This is a genomic window from Rhodococcus yunnanensis NBRC 103083 (assembly GCF_001895005.1).
Taxonomy (GTDB): domain Bacteria; phylum Actinomycetota; class Actinomycetes; order Mycobacteriales; family Mycobacteriaceae; genus Rhodococcoides; species Rhodococcoides yunnanense.
This window is the reverse complement of record NZ_BCXH01000001.1, coordinates 701,624-719,810: the sequence shown is the minus strand read 5'-3', so window position 1 is coordinate 719,810 and position 18,187 is coordinate 701,624. Positions and strand designations below refer to the sequence as shown.

Annotated in this window: 15 protein-coding genes; 6 read left to right on the top strand and 9 right to left on the bottom strand. The window is 63.2% G+C overall.

The window, feature by feature from the left end; all coding sequences use genetic code 11:
* Nucleotides 1–22 precede the first annotated feature (22 nt).
* Complete coding sequence (hrpA, locus tag RY1_RS03210; protein ID WP_072802013.1) at nucleotides 23–3,922, bottom strand: ATP-dependent RNA helicase HrpA; 3,900 nt, start codon at nucleotides 3,920–3,922, stop codon at nucleotides 23–25.
* A 77-nt stretch (nucleotides 3,923–3,999) separates the two neighbouring features.
* Between hrpA and RY1_RS03205 the strand changes: the two genes are divergently transcribed.
* Both RY1_RS03205 and RY1_RS03200 read left to right on the top strand, forming a co-directional pair.
* Nucleotides 4,000–4,662 (top strand): Pr6Pr family membrane protein, encoded by a 663-nt coding sequence (locus RY1_RS03205; protein WP_072802012.1) that lies wholly within the window; start codon nucleotides 4,000–4,002, stop codon nucleotides 4,660–4,662.
* A gap of 14 nt (nucleotides 4,663–4,676) precedes the next feature.
* Nucleotides 4,677–5,936, top strand: coding sequence for an aminotransferase family protein (locus tag RY1_RS03200; protein WP_072802011.1), 1,260 nt, complete (start codon nucleotides 4,677–4,679; stop codon nucleotides 5,934–5,936).
* On the opposite strand, the gene RY1_RS03195 is transcribed toward RY1_RS03200, so the two are convergent.
* On the bottom strand, nucleotides 5,920–6,144 hold the full coding sequence (locus tag RY1_RS03195) for a hypothetical protein (protein ID WP_072802010.1): 225 nt from the start codon (nucleotides 6,142–6,144) through the stop codon (nucleotides 5,920–5,922). The two genes, RY1_RS03200 and RY1_RS03195, sit on opposite strands and share 17 nt — an antisense overlap.
* Before the next feature lie 83 nt (nucleotides 6,145–6,227).
* Here RY1_RS03195 and RY1_RS03190 point away from each other — a divergent pair, with 83 nt between their 5' ends.
* Nucleotides 6,228–6,872, top strand: coding sequence for a hypothetical protein (locus tag RY1_RS03190; protein ID WP_072802009.1), 645 nt, complete (start codon nucleotides 6,228–6,230; stop codon nucleotides 6,870–6,872).
* Nucleotides 6,873–6,875: 3 nt separating this feature from the next.
* Here the strand turns inward: RY1_RS03190 and RY1_RS03185 are convergent, their stop codons facing one another.
* From RY1_RS03185 to RY1_RS03175, 3 genes are all read right to left on the bottom strand, one after another.
* Entirely contained in the window at nucleotides 6,876–7,553 is a 678-nt protein-coding gene (locus RY1_RS03185) for a PhzF family phenazine biosynthesis protein (protein ID WP_072802008.1), read from the bottom strand.
* 92 nt (nucleotides 7,554–7,645) lie between these two features.
* The gene (locus RY1_RS03180) at nucleotides 7,646–8,185 is read right to left on the bottom strand and encodes an alkyl hydroperoxide reductase (RefSeq protein ID WP_072802007.1); all 540 of its coding nucleotides are present in this window, start codon (nucleotides 8,183–8,185) and stop codon (nucleotides 7,646–7,648) included.
* A gap of 1 nt (nucleotide 8,186) precedes the next feature.
* The gene (locus RY1_RS03175; protein WP_072802006.1) at nucleotides 8,187–8,774 is read right to left on the bottom strand and encodes a peroxiredoxin; all 588 of its coding nucleotides are present in this window, start codon (nucleotides 8,772–8,774) and stop codon (nucleotides 8,187–8,189) included.
* Between the two features lie 161 nt (nucleotides 8,775–8,935).
* Between RY1_RS03175 and RY1_RS03170 the strand changes: the two genes are divergently transcribed.
* A complete protein-coding gene (locus RY1_RS03170) occupies nucleotides 8,936–9,856 on the top strand; it encodes a LysR substrate-binding domain-containing protein (RefSeq protein ID WP_072802005.1) in 921 nt (306 codons plus the stop codon).
* On the opposite strand, the gene RY1_RS03165 is transcribed toward RY1_RS03170, so the two are convergent.
* The 4 genes from RY1_RS03165 to sthA form a co-directional block, all read right to left on the bottom strand.
* A complete protein-coding gene (locus RY1_RS03165) occupies nucleotides 9,857–12,367 on the bottom strand; it encodes a DEAD/DEAH box helicase (protein ID WP_072802294.1) in 2,511 nt (836 codons plus the stop codon). It lies immediately after the preceding gene.
* 47 nt (nucleotides 12,368–12,414) lie between these two features.
* Nucleotides 12,415–13,452 carry an alpha/beta fold hydrolase gene (locus tag RY1_RS03160; RefSeq protein ID WP_072802004.1) on the bottom strand — a complete coding sequence of 346 codons (1,038 nt, stop codon included), beginning with the start codon at nucleotides 13,450–13,452 and terminating at the stop codon, nucleotides 12,415–12,417.
* Between the two features lie 198 nt (nucleotides 13,453–13,650).
* Nucleotides 13,651–14,601 carry a proteasome assembly chaperone family protein gene (locus RY1_RS03155; RefSeq protein WP_072802293.1) on the bottom strand — a complete coding sequence of 317 codons (951 nt, stop codon included), beginning with the start codon at nucleotides 14,599–14,601 and terminating at the stop codon, nucleotides 13,651–13,653.
* Nucleotides 14,602–14,786: 185 nt separating this feature from the next.
* The gene (sthA, locus tag RY1_RS03150) at nucleotides 14,787–16,202 is read right to left on the bottom strand and encodes a Si-specific NAD(P)(+) transhydrogenase (protein ID WP_072802003.1); all 1,416 of its coding nucleotides are present in this window, start codon (nucleotides 16,200–16,202) and stop codon (nucleotides 14,787–14,789) included.
* A gap of 153 nt (nucleotides 16,203–16,355) precedes the next feature.
* Between sthA and RY1_RS03145 the strand changes: the two genes are divergently transcribed.
* Nucleotides 16,356–17,441, top strand: a complete 1,086-nt coding sequence (locus RY1_RS03145) for an S-(hydroxymethyl)mycothiol dehydrogenase (protein WP_072802002.1) — start codon at nucleotides 16,356–16,358, stop codon at nucleotides 17,439–17,441.
* On the top strand, nucleotides 17,438–18,064 hold the full coding sequence (locus RY1_RS03140; protein WP_072802001.1) for an MBL fold metallo-hydrolase: 627 nt from the start codon (nucleotides 17,438–17,440) through the stop codon (nucleotides 18,062–18,064). Before RY1_RS03145 ends, RY1_RS03140 begins: the two co-directional genes overlap by 4 nt.
* Nucleotides 18,065–18,187 lie beyond the last annotated feature (123 nt).

Genomic DNA, 18,187 nt, shown 5'->3' with positions numbered 1-18,187 from the left:
CCGGATCACCTCGTCCAGGGCTTCATCCTCGTCCGACCCCGTCGATCGCTTTCATCACTCGCTTCTCGGAGACCGGGTACGCGGTCCTGATTCCTTGTGCGAACAACCCGATCCGTAGTTCCTCGATGCTCCAGAACACATCCTGAGCCGCAGCGCTACGCTGACGCGCCTCCGGAAGCGACTTCAGGAGTCTGTCGTAGGCGTCGTACACGCGATCGAGGATGTCCATGCCCGCATCGTCTCGGCCTGCGCTGCTCGGCAGCGACTTCAAGCGGGCGATGGCCCCGGTGAGATAGCGCGGTATCTCGGCGAGTCGAGTGGATCCGAACTCGAAGACGAACCCGTCGAACACGAGGCCGTCGAGCTGCTCGCGGACGTCATCGGCGGCATCCCCCTGCTTCGTGGCCAGCACAGCCCGAAGCTCCAGAGCTGCAGTGAGAACGGGCCGTACGAGTCCGAGCAGCCGCGAGGTTCTATCCGTGGTCTCGGCGTTGACCGCCTTCGACAGAGCGGTGAACCTCTCGGGGGAGCGAACGGGTCCGCCGTGCGCGTCCATCGACTCGTCGACAGCAGTCCTGCGACAATCCTCGAGCAGTGCCTCGACCGAGCCGTACGGATTCTGTCCCAACGCGATCCGATCCTTCGTCGGGATCCCCGCAAGCAGCGCCTTGGTCCCTCGGGGAGCGGAGTCGAGCAGTAGCGCCCTGGTCCCGTCCCTCATCGACGCTCGCTGCTGCGCAGGTGTACTGAGGACGCGAACCGCGACGCCACCGTTCTCGGCGACGAGGGCTGGGTAACCGGTCACGGTCTGCCCGCCGACCGAACGTGTCACCGTCTCGTCGAGAGTGCCGAGTGACGACGATGTCCACGCAAGAGTGGCAGAACGCTCGGCCTGTCCGACCGCACTGGCCACCTCGCGATCGACGCGCGGAGCCAACGTCTTTCGTAGCCGGATCAGATCCTTGTCCGAGCCCAGCACGCTTCCGCCGGTGTCGACGGCGACGAATGTCATGCGCAGATGGTCCGGTAGCTCGGTGACGGCGAAGTCGGTCGGGTCGATGCGGCATGACCCCAGGCGCGAGAGTTCTCGTGCCAGTGCCGTCACGACCGGCTCGGCACGCGGTTTCATCGACTGCAGCGCGGCTGCGGCGAAGTCCGGAGCCGGAACCACGTTACGGCGCAGCGACTTCGGAAGCAGTTTGATCATGGTGCCGACGAGTTCGGCCCGCATGCCCGGCACGAGCCAGTCGAAACCGACAGGTTGTACCTGGGCGAGCAGTGCGATGGGAATGCGAGCGGTGACTCCGTCGGCTGCCGAGCCCGGTTCGAACTGGTACGTCAGCGGGAACTGCACCTCACCTTGGCGCCACGCATCCGGGTAGTCGCCGCCGAGCACCGACGCTGCATCAGGATTGACGACGGTGGCGGCAGAGAAGTCGAGGAGCTCGGGTGTCGACCGACGGGTCTTCTTCCACCAGGTGTCGAAGTGGCGCGCGGACACCACGTTCGGTCCGATTCTGGTGTCGTAGAAGTCGAACAGCGCGTCGTCGTCGACGACGATGTCGCGTCGGCGTGCCCGGTTCTCCAGTTCGCCGACGTCGTCGAGCAAGGCTCTGTTCTTGTGGAAGAACGGATGCTGAGTCGTCCATTCGCCCTGTACCAGGGCGTGTCTGATGAACAGCTCGCGGGATACTTCCGGATCGATCGTGTGATATCCGACAGGACGGCCGGTGACCAGCGGGATCCCGTACAGCGTGACGCGTTCGTATGCCATCGCCGACTGTCGCTTGATCGACCAGTGAGGCTCGGAGTACGTCCGTTTGACCAGGTGCGGGGCGAGTCGTTCGGCCCATTCAGGCTCGATCCGTGCGGCCATTCGGCCCCACAGGCGACTCGTCTCGACCAGTTCTGCCGCCATGACCCATCGGGGTGGCTTCTTGAACAGTCCGGATCCGGGGAAGATCGCGAAATGGGCACCGCGTGCGCCGAGAAACTCTCGTTTGTCACCTTCGCGCAATCCAATGTGCGACAGCAGCCCCGACAGTAACGACTGATGGAGAGCCGCCTGGGAACTGGGAGCCTCCGGGACCGTCCATCCGAGACCGCGAGCGATCTGGCGGAGCTGGCCGTGTAGATCCTGCCACTCCCGGATTCTGAGGTAGTGGAGAAATTCGTTTCGACACATTCGGCGGAACTGGCTGGAGGACAGTTCATCACGCTGTTCGCGAAGATACTTCCACAACTCCACGTACGACAGGAAGTCGGAGTTCTCCACCGCGAACCGCGCGTGCTTCTCGTCGGCGGCCTGCTGATGCTCGGCCGGACGCTCCCGAACGTCCTGGATCGACAGCGCCGAGACGACGACGAGCGCATCGGCGAGAGCTCCGGTGCTGTTCGCTTCCACGAGCATGCGCGCCATGCGCGGATCGACCGGGAGTGCCGCGAGCTCACGCCCGATCGGCGTCAGTTCGGACTCACCGGTCTTCGACGACGCAGTGACCGCGCCGAGTTCTTCCAGCAGACCGATGCCGTCGCGGATACTGCGTGGGTCCGGTGGCTCCACGAACGGGAACGCGTCGACCTTGCCCAGGCCGAGCGCCGTCATCTGAAGTATTACCGACGCCAGGTTGGTTCGGAGGATCTCGGGTTCGGTGAACTGTGGTCGGGCTTCGAAGTCCGCCTCCGAGTACAGCCTGATGCAGATCCCGTCGGCCACGCGTCCGCAGCGACCTGCTCGCTGGCGTGCAGAGGCCTGAGAGATGTTCTCGATGGGTAGACGCTGTACCTTCGTGCGCACCGAGTAGCGCGAGATGCGTGCCGTACCAGGGTCGACGACGTACCGAATTCCAGGGACCGTCAGTGAAGTCTCGGCGACGTTGGTGGACAGGACGACTCGACGTCCCGTGTGCGCCGAGAACACACGATGTTGTTCGGCGGCCGACAGCCGCGCATACAGCGGCACCACTTCGGTGTTGCGTAACTGCCGATCTCGCAGTGCGTCCGCGGTGTCGCGAATTTCTCGTTCGCCGGAGAGAAACACCAGGATGTCGCCGTCGCCTTCGGCGATGAGTTCGTCGACGGCGTCACACGTTGCGTCGACCGGGTCTCGGTCGAGCGTGGTGTCGCCGGTGTCGACGGACAGGGGGCGATACCGCATCTCGACCGGGAACGTTCTGCCGGAGACCTCGACGATGGGTGCGGCGACGCCGCCCTGGGCGAAGTGCTCTGCGAAGCGTTCCGGATCGATGGTCGCCGAGGTGATGATCACCTTGAGGTCCGGACGGCGGGGGAGCAGCTGCGCCAGGTAGCCGAGGATGAAGTCGATGTTCAGGCTGCGCTCGTGCGCCTCGTCGATGATGAGTGTGTCGTACTGGCGGAGCATCCGGTCGCGCTGAATCTCGGCCAGGAGAATACCGTCGGTCATCAACTTGACCAGAGTCGAATCGGATGATTGGTCCGTGAAACGGACCTTGTAGCCGACCGAGTCGCCGATGGTTTCGCCGACTTCCTCGGCGATGCGTTCGGCGACGGTCCTTGCCGCGAGCCGCCTCGGCTGCGTGTGGCCGATGGATCCGCGTATCCCGCGGCCCAGCTCGAGGCAGATCTTCGGAATCTGGGTCGTCTTGCCGGATCCGGTCTCGCCGGCGACGATGACGACCTGGTTGGCATCGATCGCGGCCGCGATGTCGTCCTTGCGCTGGCTGACCGGGAGTGACTCCGGGTATTCGATGTTCGGAACCGCGGCGCGGCGATGGGACACCACTGCCTCGGCTCGCGCGAAGTCTTTCTCGACGGCAGCGAGCGCGTCCGGAGTGCGCGCGGAGGAGAGCCTGCGGCGAAGGCGATGCTCGTCGCGCAAGGACACATCCGTCAGACGGGCAGTGAGAGAGCGGCGAAGTTGCGAGACGGTTTCAGTAGACATGCTCCCAACAGGATAATCCGTGGTCCGACAATGGTGCGGTAGGCCCCGAATCCGTCGAAGCCGTGCAAGTATCAGTCATGGCTGTCGATACGGACACAACTGACGTCCAGCACACCGGCACCGTGATTCGGATGGTGCGAGTCGCATTCGCCGCACTGGCGGTGGCGGCACTGTCGACGATTCTCGTCGACGGGGTGGGCCAGCCCGGTTTCTCGGTGGTCAACTACTTCAGCTATTTCACCGTGTTAAGCAACGTACTGGCGATCGTCGTCCTTCTGGTGGGTGGGCTGGCCGATCCACAGAGCCGTCCCTGGCAGCTGTTCCGCGGGGCCGTCACCCTCTACATGGTCATCACCGGCATCATCTACGCCGTACTGTTGGCGAACATCGATGTCGGGGTGGCCGACGCGTGGACCAACAATGTCGTGCACCGCATCATGCCGGTGGTGATCCTGCTCGACTGGATTCTCGCTCCGAGCCGGAGGCGCATCACCGAGGCGCAGTCGTTGATCTGGCTGGTGTTTCCACTCGTCTACGGGATCTACAGCCTGGTTCGTGGACCCATCGTGGACTGGTATCCCTACCCGTTCCTCGACCCACGCGGCCAGGGTTATGTGGCTCTGTTCATCGGCCTGGTCGTCTTGACGGTGGCCTTCGTGTTGATGGCGCTCGCCGTGAACGCCGTCGGACGACTCGGAAGCAGATGGCGATACGGCAACCAGTCGGCTGCCGGCGACTGACTAAGCTCTGGTTCATGTCTACTGTGGCCGAGCCGACGTACGAATCCACTCACTCCGCGCTGTGGCACGGTTTCGCCGACATGGGCGCGGTGAGTAGCAACGGGCCCTTCGTCGTGTCTCGCGGTGACGGCGCCTACATCTGGGACCGCGAGGGCAACAAGTATCTCGACGCGACCGCAGGACTGTGGTTCACCAACGTCGGACACGGGCGCCGAGAGATCGCCGACGCAGTGGCAGCTCAGCTCGGAACGCTGGCGCACTACTCGAACTTCGGTGATTTCGTTCCCGAGACGACGCTCGCGCTGGCGGAACGTCTCGGCGAGATCGCGCCGGTCGCGGGCAGCAAGATCTTCTTCACCTCGGGTGGATCGGACTCCATCGACACTGCGGCCAAGCTCGCTCGCCGGTACTGGCACGAAGTGGGTCAGCCGGGCAAGAAGTTGATCGTCGGCAGGCAGAAGGCGTATCACGGAATGCATGTCGCGGGTACCGCGCTTGCGGGAATTCCGGTGAACCGCGAGAACTACGGCGAATTGATGGCGGACGCACGGACTGTCGCGTGGGACGACGCGAAGAGTCTGTTGACGCTGATCGAGGAAGTGGGTGCGGATTCGATCGCCGCCTTCTTCTGCGAACCGATCATCGGCGCGGGAGGCGTCTACCTGCCGCCCGAGGGCTATCTGCAGGAAGTACGGCAGATCTGCCGCGACAACGATGTCCTGTTCGTTGCCGACGAGGTCGTGACCGGCTTCGGTCGTATCGGTGGTTCGTGGTTCGCATCGTCTCGGTTCGACCTGCAACCGGATCTGATGACGACGGCGAAGGGCCTGACCTCCGGCTACGTTCCGATGGGAGCGGTCTTCATCGCACCGCACGTGGCCGAACCGTTCTTCGCCGGCGGAGCCTGGTGGCGACACGGATACACCTACGGAGGTCACGCGGGTGCAGCGGCAGCCGCCATGGCCACGCTCGACATCATGGAGCGTGAAAATCTGCTGCAGGAATCGGCGCGGCTGGAAACCTCGTTGCACACCCACCTCGCGCCGCTCGCCGAACATCCGCGCGTCGAGGAGGTCCGCAGCGGTCTCGGCGCGGTCGCTGCGGTGCAGCTCGTCGATCCGGCCGAGGCTCTGCCGTTCGTCCGAACGCTCCGCGCCCACGGCGTCTCGGGGCGCGCAGCCGGACAGGGAGCAATGCAGATCTCGCCGTCGTTCGTCATGACCGACGCCGAGGTCGAGGACCTCGCCGCCAGGATTTTCAGCGCCCTCGGGTGAACCTGTGCTTGAACTTCTGCGCCCGCGATCGCTGAGGCGGGGCCTCGGCGATCGCAGCGGACGAGGCCTCGGCGAATCGCTTGTGCAACTGCTCGCGAACCTCGTCGGGGGCATACGCACGCCTCGTCCGTTCCGATTTGACGACGAGTGCACCCGTGGCTGCGACTCCGACCACGCCGGCCAGTCCGAGTATCTTCCACAGCTTCATGCGTTCACCGTACTGGGCGCCGACAAGCTGGGCGCCGACAAGCTGGGCGCCGACAAGCTGGGCGCCGAACTAGGCTGACCGACATGACTGCGTCGACGATCTCCCTCGATACCGCTGTGGACGCAACCCGGACAGGCGACATCTGGATATTTCGCGGCCATTCGGCAGCGGACCGTGCGATCCAGACCCTGACGAACAGCCCTGTCAATCATGTCGGCATGGCTGTGGTCGTCGACGATCTTCCTCCGCTGATGTGGCACGCAGAGCTGGGCAAAACGTTGCAGGACATGTGGACCGGCAACTATCAGCGTGGTGTGCAACTCCACGACCTTCGAAGTGCGGTGACACAGTGGACGTATCGCTACCAGCAGCGTTGTTGGCTTCGACAACTCGATCGGGCTGTCACGCGCGAACAGGAGGACGCGTTGATGCGCACGATCGCGCGCATGGACGGAACGGCTTTCCCGACGACGGCGAAGCTGGCAGGGCGCTGGTTCAAAGGTCGAGTGCCGACGCTGCGCAGGAGCGAGCACGAAACGGCTGCTCTGGAGACGGCCTACTGCGCGGAAGTGGTTGCAATGACGTACGACTCGATGGGCTTGTTGACCGGAAACAAGAAGGCCAACTGGTTCGACCCTGGCAAGTTCTGGAGCGGGGATCGACTACCGCTCGCGCCTGGAGTGTCGCTGGGTGACGAGATCGCGGTGGAGGTACCGCCACAGCCGTGACGCTCACCTCACGGTGAGCGGCGTATCCAGGACCGTTCGTCCGCTGAGGTGGACCCACCCGTCGCCGAGGTACTCGGTGAACAGCCTCGATCCTCGGCCTTGGTCGATTCTCAATCCGTGACCGAGTGATTCGGTGATGCGGACTGCGGCAGCGCCCGTGGCTTCGTCTTCCGCGATGCCCATCTCCGTTGCGAACATTCGCGCTCGAATCGCCTCGTCCTCGGCATCGATCCACGCCCACACGTAGTGGTGCCCGTTCGGGAAGTTCGACGGTCCGGCGGACTCGACGTCGTCGACGGACGCCAATTTGTGCATCGAGAACTGAGGGGCCCAGTCGGCGCGGGCTCGGACCGAGGTCGTTCCGTCGCCGTATCCGATGGTCACCTCGCCTGCCGGTACGACGAGAGTGTCGATCGGGGTCCCCGACGCGCCGAGCCACCACGACAATCCGACAGTGGGATGACCCGCGAACGGCAGTTCGACCTCGGGAGTGAATATCGTCGCCGACGCCTGTCTGCCTCCGTCGTGGTCGACGAAAATGGTTTCGCTGAAACCGAGTTCACGCGCAAGAGACTGCCGATCGGGTTGCGCGACGGCATCGCCTGCGACGATACCGAGTGGATTTCCGTGGCGGCCCCGCTCGTCGGTGAATACACGGACCACGGCTACGTCGACGCTCATGTGGGACCAATCTACCGTTCGATGTGGCAGTCCGATACGACACCAGGGCCCGCATCGACGAGATGCGAACCCTGGTGCCCGTGAAGGGAAGGTCAGACGGTCGCGCCGTCCAGTGTGCGGCTGGCCTCGATGGCCTGACCGACACCGGCGACGATGGATGCCGCGCGGATCGACTCGAAGATGACCTCGCGGTCGACGCCTTCGTCGCGCAAGGTCTTCTCGTGAGCCTCCAGACAATGGTTGCACCCGTTGACTGCGGACACTGCGAGCGACCACAGTTCGAAATCGGCCTTGTCGACACCGGGGTTGCCGATGATGTTCATGCGCAGACCTGCCCGCAGGTCATCGTACTTACCGTCCAGGTAACCCTTGGTGCGGTAGAAGACGTTGTTCATGCCCATGATCGACGCGGCACCGAGAGCTGCGTTGTACGCCTCGGCGGACAGAGTGTCCGCTGCCTCCTCGGCGATTTCCTTCAGCGTGGTGGGCGACTTCGTTGCAGCGGCCGTTGCGAGGAGCGTTCCCCACAGCTGTTGCTCGTTCAGAACAGTCGTCCGCGCAATGGAACTCAGGTTGAGTTTGAGATCTTTGGCGTACTCCGGCAGCGCGTTCTTGAGGTTCTCGACTGTCATGTCAGACGCTCGCCGTCAGCAGCTCGCCCGCGTCGATGGTCGGGTCGCCCTTCTTCCAGTTGCAGGCGCACAGCTCGTCGGACTGCAGTGCGTCGAGAACACGAAGCACCTCGTCGACGTTGCGGCCGACCGATCCTGCTGTGACGGAAACGAACTGAACCTCGTTGTTGGGGTCGACGATGAACGTCGCGCGGTCTGCGACGCCGTCGGAGTTGAGAACGCCTGCAGCGGTTGCCAACTCACGCTTGAGATCCGACAGGATCGGGAACGGAAGCGTCTTCAGATCCTCGTGCTGTGCACGCCACTGGAAGTGCACGAACTCGTTGTCGACCGACGCGCCGAGAACCTGTGCATCACGATCTGCGAACTCCTCGTTCAGTTTTCCGAACGCCGCGATCTCCGTGGGGCACACGAACGTGAAGTCTTTCGGCCAGAAGAAAACGATGCGCCACTTGCCTGCGTGGTCGTCGCTGGTGACGGTGGTGAAGTAGTCGTCGGGCTGCTGTGCGTTCACCTTCGACAGGTCGCCGCCGATGACGGCAGTGAGGTTGTATGCGGGGAACTGATCGCCGATTGTCAACAGGGCCATATGGTTCTCCTCGAGTAGTGCAGATGTGCGCGCACACGGTGGCGCGAATTTTCGAATGTGGGTGATGTGGCGGCGCGCGCGACGCGCTTCCACCGACCTGTACGAGTGTGCCAAAAGAACGGCTAAAGGTAAAGGTGATGACTAGCACTAGACTGATAGCCATGGCTGATCGAAGTTATCAACCCACGCTCTCACAGCTGCGTGCATTCGTTGCGGTCGCGCAGCATCGGCACTTCGGAACGGCGGCTGCACGTCTCGAAGTGAGTCAGCCCACGCTGTCCCAGGCTCTGGCATCGCTCGAGCACGGTCTCGGTATCCAGCTGATCGAACGCAGTACGCGAAAAGTATTGATGACCAACGCAGGTACGCATCTTCTCGACCGAGCGCGCGCGACACTCGAGGCGGCCGACGCTTTCGTCTCCGAGGCGTCCGGACTCGGCAGTCGGCTGTCTGGGCCCCTGCGGCTCGGACTGATCCCGACGGTAGCCCCGTACGTCCTGCCTGCGTTGCTACCGTCGTTACGTGAGACGTTTCCCGATATCGTCCCGCATGTGGTGGAGGATCAGACTGCTCGTCTGATGGCGTCGTTGCGATCGGGAGCCATCGAGTTGGCCGTGGTGGCTCTACCGACGGATGAGCCTGGTCTTGTCGAGATCCCCTTGTACACAGAGGATTTCGTACTCGTCGTGCCCGCGGGTCACGAACTCGACGGGCGTGCGGATCTGCCGGTCTCGATCCTGAAGGATCTGCCGATACTGCTGCTCGACGACGGGCACTGCCTCCGTGACCAGACGTTGGACCTCTGCCGATCCGCCGACGCGATTCCTGCTGCGAGTGACACCCGCGCCACCTCGCTCGCGACCGTAGTCCAGTGCGTCGCAGGTGGTCTCGGAGTGACGCTGGTACCGCGATCGGCCGTCGAGGTCGAGACGAGCAAGGGAGCTTTCGGCATCGCCGAGTTCGCAGATCCGAAACCGGGACGAGCAATGGGCCTCGTTCACCGAGGCTCGAGCACACGTGCCGACAACTACGCCGCTGTCGGTGCGTTGATCGGCACGGTCGGCGCATCCGTCGCGGGATGACTAACCGGCGATGATCGTGATCTCCTCGAACACGATCTCGCTCGCTGCATTCGACTCCTCCACGTCCACGACGGCGTTCAGTGACCAACCGTGGTCGCCGTCGGGATCTTCGAGAATCTGCCGGACCGTCGTGTTCTCACGGCCCACGGTGAGTTGGAACAGCGCCGGTCCGCGCGCGGACGGTCCGGAGCCGAGTTCGCCGTACTCCTCGAAGAACGGAGCCAGTTCCGATTCCCAGTCGGGTCCGTCGTCCAACTCGTCGAGCAGATACCAGCGACGCGTCGCCGCGAGTTCGACGCGCTTGAAGATGGCGTTGCGCACCATGATTCGGAATGCACGTGGATTGGCGGAGATCGCTCGTGGTGAATCTCCTCCGTATGCCTCCGGCCGTGCCTCCGGTTCCTCGCCCGGGTCGGTGAGATTTTCCCACTCGTCGAGCAGGCTCGAATCGACCTGGCGGACGAGTTCGCCGAGCCATTCGGTGATGTCTTGAACTTCTTCGGTGCGCGCCTCGGGTGGCACGGTCTGACGCAGGGCGCGGTACGCGTCGGCCAGGTATCGCAGAACCAGCCCCTCGGACCGGCTCAGTCCGTAGTGGCTGATCAACTCCGCGAACGTCATCGTGCGCTCGATCATGTCGCGGACGACCGACTTGGGGGACAACGCGAACTCCGACAGCCACGGATGTCCGCCTCGATAGATTTCGAACGCCGGAACCAGAAGTTCGGCAAGTGGTTTCGGCCACGTGACCTCTTCGAGAAGTTCCATTCGTTCTTCGTATTCGATGCCGTCCGCCTTCATCTGCGACACGGCCTCGCCGCGGGCGGCATGCTGCTGAGCCATCAGAATTTGGCGTGGATCGTCGAGAGTCGACTCGATGATCGACACCACATCGAGTGCGTGCGTCGGCGAATCCGCGTCGAGAAGTTCGAACGATGCAAGCGCGAACGGCGACAGCGGCTGATTCAGGGCGAAGTCCGGTTGCAGGTCGACGGTCAGACGTGCATGCCGACCGTCCGCATCGGGTTCGGCAAGTTGCTCGACGATGCCGGCTGCCACCAATCCCCGATACAGCGAGATGGCACGCAGGATGTGCTTACGCTGCGCCGGTCTGCTCTCGTGGTTCTGCTCGAGAAGATGCCGCATCGCCTGAAAGCAATTGCCGGGCCTCGCAATGACATTGAGCAACATGGAATTGCTGACCGTGAATCGTGACTGCAAGGCTTCGGGGCTGGCAGTGACGATGCGATCGAACGTCGGCTCACCCCACGAGACGAAGCCGTCCGGCGCCTTCTTGCGTTGCACCCGCTTGAGTTTCTTGGCATCGTCACCTGCCTTCGCGACGAGGCGGGCATTCTCGATGTCGTGTTCGGGAGCTTCGACCACCACGGTTCCGAGGGTGTCGTATCCCGCCCGTCCAGCGCGCCCGGCGATCTGATGAAACTCCCGTGCGCGCAGCTTGCGGGTGCGGATACCGTCGTACTTCGTCAGGCCGGTGAACAGGACGGTCCGGATGGGAACGTTGATACCGACGCCGAGAGTGTCGGTCCCGCAAATCACCTTGAGCAAGCCGTCCTGAGCCAGCTTCTCCACCAACCGTCGATATTTCGGCAGCATGCCCGCGTGATGGACGCCGATGCCGTGACGCACCAGACGCGACAGTGTCTTGCCGAACCCCGTCGTGAAGCGAAATTCGCCTATGGCGTCGGCGATCGCCTGCTTCTCGGCCTTCGATGCGACGTTCACACTCGTCAGGGCTTGCGCCCGTTCCAGGGCAGCGGCCTGGGTGAAGTGCACGACGTATACGGGCGCGAGGTGCGTGTTCACTAGTTCTTCGATGGTCTCGCCGACCGGAGTGGTCACATACGAGAACATCAGGGGGACAGGGCGTTCGGTGCCGGACACGACGGTGGTCGGCCGACCGGTCCGTGCTGTCAGGTCGTCGCGGAAGAACGAGACGTCGCCGAGTGTCGCGGACATGAGCAGAAACTGTGCGTTCGGTAGCTCGATCAACGGAACTTGCCAGGCCCAGCCGCGATCGGGCTCGGAGTAGTAGTGGAACTCGTCCATGATCACCTGACCGATGTCCGAGTTCGCACCCTGGCGGAGAGCCAGATTCGCGACGATCTCGGCGGTGGCGCAGATAATCGGCGCACCGGCGTTGACGGATGCGTCACCGGTCATCATTCCGACGTTCTGAGCACCGAAAATATCGCACAGCGCGAAGAATTTCTCGCTCACGAGGGCTTTGATCGGGGCGGTGTAGAAACTACGGATTCCCGACGCCATTGCCGCGAAATGCGCTCCGACGGCCACCATCGACTTTCCGGATCCGGTGGGCGTCGCCAGAATGACATTGGAGCCGGTGACGAGCTCGATCAGTGCTTCTTCTTGCGCGGGGTAGAGCGTCAGACCTCGATCAGCTGTCCATGTGGTGAACACGTCGAACAACGTGTCCGGGTCCTGTGCCTCGCCGGTGGTGGTATCAGGGACGAGTTCGGTGAGAAGCACCATTACAGGTTATGGGGCGATGGGCCCGAACACACCATCGACCCGTCTCACGTGGCGCTGCGCTCGTCCGATCCCATGGCGCCGAGGACAGCGAGGCGGGTGCTGGCGTTGCCCGTGATCATGTCCTCGCCGACGCCGGCGATGAGAAGATTGCGCCAGCGGGTTTCGTCGAACTCCAGCGCGGGCGTCGAGGCGAAGAATTCCTCGAGGACGTGAAGGAAGTGGATCGGGTCGTCGCGGAACGGAAAGTGTCCGGACTTGCGGAATACGGACAGGTGCGATCCTGGCATCGCGGAATGGGCGAGGTGTGCGTGGCTGAGCGGGATGACCGAGTCCTGGTCGCCCCAGATCAGCAGGACCGGCAGGTTCTCGGTCAGATAACATCGATCGAGCATCGTGACGACCTGGCCGCGCCAGTCGACGACGGCACGAAGAGTCCGGAGATAGGCCTCGTGCGCGGTGGGATCGGGGAGACCGCTCAGGACCCGGACCAGATCGGGAGTGTCGTGCAGCAGAGAGCCGGGCCGCAGGGGTGATCCGTTCAGTTTGCTGATCAGATTGCCTGCGAGTCGGACCAAGGGCATGGCCCCTGGCACGCGTAGCAGTTTCACCACTTCGCTGGCCAGCGGGATCGAGGCAAGTCGCAGTAAAGGATGGACGTCCTTGGTGACGCCTCCGGAGGACACGAGCACGAGCCTGTCGACCATGTTCGGAAACTGGTAGGAGAACTGCATGGCCACACCGCCGCCGAGCGAATGGCCGACAACCGTCACGTGTTCGATGCCGAGGATGGACAGCAGATCACGCATCCCGTTCGCATACGCGGCAACGGAGTAATCGGCACGAGGTTTGTCGGAACGACCATGACCGAGCAGATCCGGCGCGATCACCGTGTAGTTCTGTGCCAGGTGCGGGATGACGTCGTTCCAGGTCTCGGAATTGTCGCCGATTCCGTGGATCAGCAGCAGCGCGGGTCCCTCGCCTGCCATCCTGAATGCCCGTCGGTAGCCGTGGATGGTTCGGTAGACCAGGCGTGGTTCGGCGTCGGGAACCGGTCGGAGCTTGCGAGTGCGTGGATTGCTCATGTCGCCTCCTGATTCCCCCTCGGCCTGTCCATTTCGTCGTCTATGACTCTCGCACGAGATGATGCGGTCGGCACTATATCGAGAGCATTCGGAGTTACAGATATGTTTCACTTCTGAGCCGTTATGGTCGCGGCCACGAAAAAGCGGGAGGCTGTGTGAGAAGTCGCACACCCTCCCGCTCTGCGTCGACCGTTCGGATCAGTCCCCGGTGCGGCCCGATTCGGGGCCCGGGTCGAACCCACCCTGCTCGGCGAGGAACCGTTCGAATTCGGCGCCGAGCTCGTCGCCGCTCGGGAGCGGTTCGTCTCCCGCCAGCAGCGTCGACTGCTGTTCCTGCGCCGCGACATACGTGTCGTACTGCCGCTCCAGCGCGTGGACGACCGACTGCACTTCCTCGTTGCCGGTGATGTGCTCGTCGACCTGCTCCCGTACGCGAGCCGCGGCCTGACCCAATGCTGCCAAGGGAAGATCCAGGCCACCTGCTTCGCTGACGTTCTCCAGCAGTGTCTCGGCAGCGCCGGGATAATCCGTCTGCGCCAGGTAGTGCGGGACGTGAACGGAGAAGCCCATCGACTCGTGCCCGTGCTGCGCGAGCCTGAACTCCAACAACGACGACACGCTGCCGGGCACCTGCAGCTCTCCGGACCAACTCTGATCGTCGGCGACCAGAGACTTGTCGGAAGAATGCGCAGTCACTCCCAACGGACGGGTGTGCGGGATCGCCATCGGGATCGAACCGAGACCGATCGTGCGCCGCACGCCCAGCTGCTCGGCGAGAAGACGGACGGCAGTCGTGAATTTCTCCCACCGCAGATCCGGTTCCATACCGGCGAGAAGAAGAAACGGGACGCCCGCGTTGTCCTTGACCGCATACAGATTCAGTTCGGGGGCGTCGTAGTCCGAGAAATGATCCGCTTTGAACGTCATCGTGGGTCGCCGCGAGCGGTAGTCGATCAGTTCGTCGACATCGAAGGACGCGACCAGCTCGGTCTCCAGTGTGTCGCGGAGGTGCTGAGTCGCCAACTTCACGGCATGACCGGCGTCCGAGAATCCCTCGAGCCCATGAACGAGCACTGGTCCCACACCGTCGCCGGACGATGTCTGTGGAGCCGGAAACTCCAGTTCGTACATGCTCGATTGCTCGTCCATCGCGGACCCCTTTCCTTGAATCACCCGACGCACCGGCCATCGTGCGCGGGGCAAAACCGACTCCGAGTCAGAATACCTGCGTGCCGGTACGTCTATTGCACCGAGAGGACACGACTCGATACCTCACCCTGCACAACACCGCCCATCACTCCGATCATTCCCGCATGGGAAACCGGCGTCGCCGGTCAGTGCGCGAAGTTGTGCAGCGCGCGGATCTTGTTGGTGACGTCGAGGGCAGCAACTTTGTAGGCGTCGGACAGCGTTGGATAGTTGAAGACGGCGTCGACGAGGTAGTCCACCGTGCCGCCGCATCCCATGACCGCTTGGCCGATGTGAATCAGGTCGGTGGCCCCCGACCCGAAGATGTGGACTCCGAGCAGTGTCAGATCATCGGTGGACACCAGCAGTTTGAGCATGCCGTACGAGTCGCCGGCGATCTGTCCTCGGGCAAGTTCGCGATAGCGGGACACGCCGACCTCGTAGGGGATCGAGTTCTTGGTCAGGTCGACTTCGGTGGCGCCCACGTACGAGACCTCGGGTATGGAGTAGATGCCGATCGGCTGCAGGTCCATCAATCCCTTGCTCGGCTCGCCGAATGCGTGATAGGCAGCCAGCCTGCCCTGATCCATGGACGTGGCCGCCAGCGCTGGGAACCCGATGACATCGCCGACGGCGTAGATGTGATCGACCTTGGTCTGGAAGTTGTCGTCGACGAAGATTCGGCCGCGCGCGTCGGCCTCGAGTCCTGCGTTCTCGAGGTCGAGTGACTCGGTCAGTCCTTGACGCCCAGCGGAGTACATGACGGCTTCTGCCGGAATTCGTTTGCCGCTGGCCAGCGTCGTGACTGTTCCTGACGGGCCGACATCGACCGCGGTGACCGCCTCGCCGAACCGGAACGTGACGGCGAGATCGCGTAGGTGGAATTGAAGAGATTCGACGATTTCTCGGTCACAGAAGTCCAGCATCGTCTCGCGCTTCTCGACCACCGTCACCTTGGTGCCGAGGGCGGCGAACATCGACGCATACTCGATTCCGATCACGCCTGCGCCCACGACCACCATCGAGGCCGGAATGAACTCCAGGTTGAGGATTCCATCACTGTCGAGCACTCGGTAGTCGTCGAACTCCACGCCCGCGGGCCGGGCAGGCGCCGTTCCGGTCGCGATGACGACGTTGCTCGCCGAGACGGTGATTCGTTCGCCACGCTGTTCGTCGTCGACCACGATGGTGTGGGGGTCGAGGAACTTACCGGTGCCGGTGATGAGTTCGATGCGATTGCGCAGCAACTGCGAGCGCACCACTTCGATCTCCTTGCCGATGACGTGGCTGGTGCGCGCCAGTAGGTCGGAGGGGGTGATGTTGGCCTTGACCCGGTAACTCGCCCCGTACAGCTCTCGCTGATTCATCCCTGTCAGATACAACACCGCTTCGCGGAGTGTCTTGGACGGGATCGTTCCCGTGTTCACGCAGACGCCGCCGAGCATCTTGCCCTTCTCGACGATGGCCACGCGTTTGCCGAGTTTTGCGGCCGCGATCGCCGCCTTCTGACCGCCGGGGCCGGAACCGATGACAACCAGGTCGTATTCGATCGCAACAGACATGGCTCATAGTTACTCCGCTCACGCAAAATTCATATGCCACTCGGGTCACAAGCTCGTGAACAGACGACATTTCACAAGGTGCGAATGTCGCTACCCATGCATGGGTTGTGGTTCTCTGAAGCAAGGACATTCGAGTCGAGCGTGGAGGAAACAATGCCGCAGCAAGTGCGTGCCGTCGTGGCCAAGGCCAAGGGTGAGCCGGTGTCGATCGAGACGATCACGATTCCGGATCCGGGGCCTTTCGACGTGATCGTGAAGGTCGCGGCGTGCGGGGTCTGTCATACGGATCTGCACTACCGCGAGGGCGGTATCAACGACGAATTCCCGTTCCTGCTCGGGCACGAGGCGTCCGGTGTCGTCGAATCGATCGGCGACGCGGTCACCCACGTCGAGATCGGTGACTTCGTAGTCTTGAACTGGCGTGCTGTGTGCGGCGAATGCCGAGCCTGCAAGAGGGGCAAGCCCTGGTACTGCTTCGACACCCACAACGCGTCGAAGAAGATGACCTTGGACGACGGCACCGAACTGTCGCCCGCACTGGGGATCGGTGCGTTCGCGGACAAGACCTTGGTGCACGAGGGGCAGTGCACGAAGGTGAACCCGGATTCCGATCCTGCGGTGGTCGGACTGCTCGGCTGCGGGGTGATGGCGGGGCTCGGCGCGGCGATGAACACCGGCAATGTCTCGCGGGGTGATTCGGTGGCCGTCATCGGGTGCGGCGGTGTCGGTGACGCTGCGATCGCGGGCGCTCGCCTGGCAGGAGCGACGACGATCATCGCGGTCGATCGTGATTCCGGCAAGCTCGAATGGGCAAAGGATCTCGGTGCCACACACACCGTCGATGCGTCGTCGGTGGATGCTGTTGCGGCGGTGCAGGAGCTGACCGGCGGTTTCGGTGCCGATGTCGTCATCGATGCCGTCGGTCGGCCGGAGACGTGGAAGCAGGCGTTCTACGCACGTGATCTGGCCGGCACGGTCGTCCTGGTCGGTGTGCCGACGCCGGACATGACGTTGGAGATGCCGCTCATCGATTTCTTCTCGCGTGGTGGATCGCTCAAGTCGTCGTGGTACGGCGATTGCCTGCCGGAGCGCGATTTCCCGCTGTTGGTGGATCTGTACGAGCAGGGCCGGTTGCCCCTGGAGAAGTTCGTGACCGAACGGATCGGGCTCGAGGACATCGAAGCAGCGTTCGAGAAGATGCACAAGGGGACCGTGTTGCGTTCGGTGGTGGAGCTGTGAGCCTGCGTATCGAGAGGGTCGTCACGTCGGGGACGTTCACGCTCGACGGTGGTGAGTGGGACGTGGAGAACAACATCTGGTTGATCGGTGACGACAACGAGGTGGTCGTCATCGACGCTGCGCACAATGCTGGGCCGATCGTCGACGCGGTGGGCGGGCGCACCGTCAAAGCCATCGTCTGCACGCACGGTCACAACGATCATGTGACGGTGGCTCCCGAATTGTCGGCGACCGTCGATGCGCCGATCCTGTTGCATCCGGCCGACGACGTGCTCTGGGAGCAGACTCATCCAGGAATTGCGCATGCCGTCCTCGAGGACGGCATGCGCATAGCGGTAGCAGGTACGGACATCCATGCACTGCACACGCCTGGACACTCGCCGGGGTCGAACTGCCTGTACGTGCCCGAGGCCGGGGAGCTGTTCTCCGGCGACACTCTGTTCTCGGGTGGCCCCGGGGCAACGGGTCGGTCCTTCTCGGACTTTCCGACGATCATCGGATCCATCCGAGATCGGCTGTTCGCGCTACCGGCGGAGACGAAGGTCAACACCGGGCATGGTGACGGCACCAGCATCGGCGAGGAATCTCCGCATCTCGAGGAGTGGATCAAGCGCGGAAGTTGACGCGGACCTGCAGCCCCGCGTGCCTCCCACCCGGTTCCACACCCAGGTGAGAAGGTGGAAACGGACAAGACCCGCTTTCGACCGCTGGAGGACACTCTCGTGCTGCGCCGACCCGAACCGACC

Excerpts from the sequence above, each read along its gene's own strand:
- RY1_RS03185 (WP_072802008.1), bottom strand. The coding sequence starts at position 7,553 with ATGAGCGTCGACGTAGCCGTGGTCCGTGTATTCACCGACGAGCGGGGC.
- hrpA (WP_072802013.1), bottom strand. The coding sequence starts at position 3,922 with ATGTCTACTGAAACCGTCTCGCAACTTCGCCGCTCTCTCACTGCCCGT.
- RY1_RS03195 (WP_072802010.1), bottom strand. The coding sequence starts at position 6,144 with ATGAAGCTGTGGAAGATACTCGGACTGGCCGGCGTGGTCGGAGTCGCA.
- sthA (WP_072802003.1), bottom strand. The coding sequence starts at position 16,202 with ATGTCTGTTGCGATCGAATACGACCTGGTTGTCATCGGTTCCGGCCCC.
- RY1_RS03160 (WP_072802004.1), bottom strand. The coding sequence starts at position 13,452 with ATGAGCAATCCACGCACTCGCAAGCTCCGACCGGTTCCCGACGCCGAA.
- RY1_RS03170 (WP_072802005.1), top strand. The coding sequence starts at position 8,936 with ATGGCTGATCGAAGTTATCAACCCACGCTCTCACAGCTGCGTGCATTC.
- RY1_RS03190 (WP_072802009.1), top strand. The coding sequence starts at position 6,228 with ATGACTGCGTCGACGATCTCCCTCGATACCGCTGTGGACGCAACCCGG.
- RY1_RS03175 (WP_072802006.1), bottom strand. The coding sequence starts at position 8,774 with ATGGCCCTGTTGACAATCGGCGATCAGTTCCCCGCATACAACCTCACT.
- RY1_RS03205 (WP_072802012.1), top strand. The coding sequence starts at position 4,000 with ATGGCTGTCGATACGGACACAACTGACGTCCAGCACACCGGCACCGTG.
- RY1_RS03180 (WP_072802007.1), bottom strand. The coding sequence starts at position 8,185 with ATGACAGTCGAGAACCTCAAGAACGCGCTGCCGGAGTACGCCAAAGAT.
- RY1_RS03145 (WP_072802002.1), top strand. The coding sequence starts at position 16,356 with ATGCCGCAGCAAGTGCGTGCCGTCGTGGCCAAGGCCAAGGGTGAGCCG.
- RY1_RS03155 (WP_072802293.1), bottom strand. The coding sequence starts at position 14,601 with ATGGACGAGCAATCGAGCATGTACGAACTGGAGTTTCCGGCTCCACAG.
- RY1_RS03200 (WP_072802011.1), top strand. The coding sequence starts at position 4,677 with ATGTCTACTGTGGCCGAGCCGACGTACGAATCCACTCACTCCGCGCTG.